3 protein-coding genes are annotated in these 3,901 nt (G+C 34.9%); all 3 read left to right on the plus strand.

Annotated features, from left to right (window positions below; genetic code table 11):
* Positions 1-63 precede the first annotated feature (63 nt).
* The 3 genes from L1D46_RS19920 to L1D46_RS19930 all read left to right on the plus strand — a co-directional run bounded on the left by L1D46_RS19920 (position 64) and on the right by L1D46_RS19930 (position 3,546).
* Positions 64-669 carry a deoxynucleoside kinase gene (locus L1D46_RS19920; protein ID WP_130052841.1) on the plus strand — a complete coding sequence of 202 codons (606 nt, stop codon included), beginning with the start codon at positions 64-66 and terminating at the stop codon, positions 667-669.
* Positions 670-1,273: 604 nt separating this feature from the next.
* Positions 1,274-2,242, plus strand: coding sequence for a viperin family antiviral radical SAM protein (locus L1D46_RS19925; RefSeq protein ID WP_130052840.1), 969 nt, complete (start codon positions 1,274-1,276; stop codon positions 2,240-2,242).
* Entirely contained in the window at positions 2,239-3,546 is a 1,308-nt protein-coding gene (locus L1D46_RS19930) for a DUF4145 domain-containing protein (RefSeq protein ID WP_130053037.1), read from the plus strand. The genes L1D46_RS19925 and L1D46_RS19930 overlap by 4 nt, the downstream gene beginning before the upstream one ends.
* Positions 3,547-3,901 lie beyond the last annotated feature (355 nt).

Consider the following 3,901-nt stretch of genomic DNA (forward strand, 5'->3'; position numbering starts at 1 on the left):
CTTTCACAGTTTGATACTTGCTCTTGAAGTCACCGCACAATGCGGTGACATTAGGAGATTCTAATGAAAAGATTTATAGTTTTTGAAGGGCTTGATGCCTGCGGAAAAACTACACTAAGTTCTTTATATGCAAAAGAAAAAAATGCTGTTGTTCATTCAGCTATAGTGGAAGAAGCGCTGGAGTTGAGAAAGATCATTGATTCTTTTGAGTCGAAAGAGAGTGCTTTTTTGTTTTTTTTACTTAATAACTTTCTGAGAAGTCATACTGTCTCCAGAGCAATAAAGTCACAGGATGTCGTAGTCGACAGGTATATTTTTTCAACTTTAGCGTATCAGACGATCATGCTTGGAGAAAAACTCGTTAAGAATATCTTTGATACACTTAATATCTCTCAAAACATTCTTCTTCCAGAAGTCATTATATTTGTTAAGGCTGATGCGGAAACAATAAATAGTAGGATAGGGGCTAGATGTGGCAGTATTCAGTGGTATGGAGATGCTATTACACAAAATAATTGTGTAGAAACAGCCTATAAAAAGATCTTTCAATGGTTTAATGTTCCAGTAGTCGAGATTGATACATCCGAAAAAAATGGTCGCTCGATTGAAGAAAACTACCAACTAATGAAAGCTCAAGTTGAGCGTGCCCTATCTAGTAGCCGCATCTAAAAATAGTTTATCAATTAAGGGGGAAGTGAGTACATGAATCATTTCCCTTTTGACAGCAATGCCATATTTTTTGGCAGCAAACAAGTAGAGTAGAAATTGTATTCCCAATCAACTATACGGCAATTAAGTTCTTCTGAACGGCTGTAAATGAATCGTGAAGCTTACCAGCCCAGACTTGATTAAACACTTATCACTTTTATCGTGACCTTTAATAGTGATTGAAGTTAGACCGCCCTCTTTCAAGTTAATCATCCACTAAATGTATCCTCATCCCACTCGGCAATAAGTAAAGCTGATATCGTTTCTCAATGCTCGATGGGTGTATTGTATTAACAACTTATCTAGCTAAATGGTCGCGTGACAATCATCATATTAATGATTGAAATGGTTTTGCAGGTTTAATTTTAAATAATTTGTTGTTTCCCTTTTTTGTGAATTTCACAGTTCGATACTTCCTCCTGAAGTCACCGCAGTCCGCGGTGATATTAGGAGTAAATTATGTATCATTTAATTCTTTTTTCATTACTCAGTGAAACCAATGAACTTTCATCAGCAGATGCGGCTGTGAAAACAGCGTTATTGAACCTTGTATTAGGAGGTTCATATGAATAAGACGATTGATGAGTTGGTAATAAATTATCACGTTACAGAAGTATGTAATTATTCATGCAAATTTTGCTATGCAAAGTGGGACCGCCCCAACGAATTACATGCAAATGATAATAGCGCAGAGTTAATGCTTGAAAAGTTAGCCTGTTACTTTTTTGATGTTAATAGCAAGCAAGTAAAAGCGGTTTTCCCTTATAAAACAGTGCGTATTAACTTTGCAGGTGGCGAGCCTTTAATACTCAAAAAGCGATTTGCACAATTGATTATGAAGGCAAAGTCACTTGGCTTTAATTTATCTTTAATTACTAATGGCCATTACCTAACAAACTCTTTCATAAACAATTATGGCGCTATGTTTTCAATGATCGGGATAAGTTTTGACAGCCAATATATGACTACACGTGAAGATATTGGTCGAATAGATCGCAAAGATAAGTCTTTTGGTACTCACGATTTAATTAAAGCTGTTAAACATCTTCGTAAAGTTAACCCATCCATCACAATAAAAATAAACACCGTTGTTAATAGCCTTAATTACCAAGAGTCATTCGAGCAGCTAATAGCAGAAATAAAACCTGAAAAATGGAAAGTTTTCCAAGTACTACCTGTATTAAATGACAACTTATTAATTTCTGATGAGCAGTTTACTGTTTTTGTAAACCGCCACGCTTCATTAAAAGAAGTCATGGTGGCAGAAGATAATGAAGCGATGACAACTTCTTATTTGATGATTAACCCTCAAGGGCGTTTTTATCAAAATAGTTCAACTCAAAATGGATATATTTATGGTGATTTAATATTAGATGTAGGGGTAGAGAAAGCATTAGAGGTCTGCCAGATAAACTGGGAGACGTTTGCTAGCCGATATAAAAAGGATAATACAATTAGCCTCATTAGTAATAGTGAGTATCAGCACAAGAATAAACAAAATAACATTGCCTTAAAACAGGGAGTATTAGCATGAGCTTTGTAAATAATGATGAGCAATTCGCAGCATTGTTCAAAGAGTCCATTGCGTCAGATTACAAAAATGCACTATTACTGGTGAATGTAAGCCCTGATGTTAGTTTGTTTAAATTTCGCAGGATACTTGAGAACTTATGTTTACTTTATGCTCAACGCCATAGTTATGAATTTAATAGTAAAAACTTATGGGAGCAAATAAACGAACTAGCAGAAATCAACGCAATTCACGGAGCTGATAGAGAGCTATTTCATGGTGTTAGGGAGTTAACAAATGATGGAGTACATAATAAGGAGTTAAGTAAAGAGATATTGGTTAGTAAGGCGTTAGTTTCAAGAACACAAGTTTTAAACTTGCTGGAGAGTGCTTACTTGAGCTTTGGGCTTGGTAAATGTATACCAAAATACGAGTTAATAAATGTGGGAGGCCAAGAACATAAAGATTTATGGTTTAACTGTTTAATGTCTTGTGACTATAAAGAGTATTTAAGCTTAGGTGATTTTTACGAAAAAATGGGCGAAGTTTTTGAAAGCGAAGACTTTGATGATAAATCTTTCACTGCGCGAGCACAGAGTATGTATGCTTTTGCAGCTGAGTCTTATAAAAGTGCTTTTCAACTTTGCTCAAAAAAAACGATAACCGATGTTATTAGCTCTGATGATAAACAAGTCAGTATTGCTCAGCAAAGCCATCAAATTCTATTTAAATATGCTCTTTTATGTCTCAATCATAAAGTAGATAACCTTCAAATTACTGAGATAACAATATTACTAAGCGCATTAGCAAAAAGGGGATTTTACGCTGCTTACGCTTATTTGGGGTGGTGTCATTACCTGAGTGAAGACTATAAAAAAGCACATAAATACCTTACCCATAAAAAAGCTGAAGACACAGTCTTTCTTTTTCAAAAGTTAGGTGTTTTATATTCTTCAGGCAAAGCTTGCCTTGTTAACGGTGATAAAGCTGTTGAGAGTTTTCAAACAGCAGCAATGCGAGGCTGTAATAAATCAATGTTTGAATTAGGTAAAATCTATTACAAAGGAGAGTTAGTTCCAAAAGATGACAAACTAGCTCAACAATATCTATGCCAAGCAATCGCTACTGGAAACTTTGATGCAGCTTTGTACCTTGATGAAAAGTACTTAAAAATAAGAGAGCTATTTTCTGGTTTACTAGATGAAATCAAAGGTGCCAAAGTAAAAATAGGGCCACAAAGGTCTTGTACTAAAACTCCTAAATTAGGGCGAAATGAACTTTGTTCGTGCGACTCTAATGCAAAGTATAAAAATTGCTGCGGAAAATAAATAATCGAGGTATGTCTCAAAAGGTTTACCTTAAATTAAAGCGAGGGACAGTGTCTCTCGTTTTTAGTTTTACCTTTTATTTTTGCTAATCCAGCATATTTTATATAGCATCACTAAATAGTATGAAACACTTTAAATCAAAGAGTTGTACGCAAAGCCTTGTTGGCTTGTAGTGTAGTATTTAGGGACGCGTTAAGTTATGGATAAAAGAAAGCTCATCGAAACAGATATCATATCTAAATTCATTATGCCTGCGGTTAAAAAAGTAGGTTGGAATGATATGACCAAATTCACCAAGAAGTGAAATTGCGAGACGTGAGGTCAATTTTCACTTTAAATAGCTATAGCTTTATAT

This window comes from Pseudoalteromonas sp. Isolate3, assembly GCF_022398505.1.
Lineage (GTDB): Bacteria > Pseudomonadota > Gammaproteobacteria > Enterobacterales > Alteromonadaceae > Pseudoalteromonas > Pseudoalteromonas apostichopi.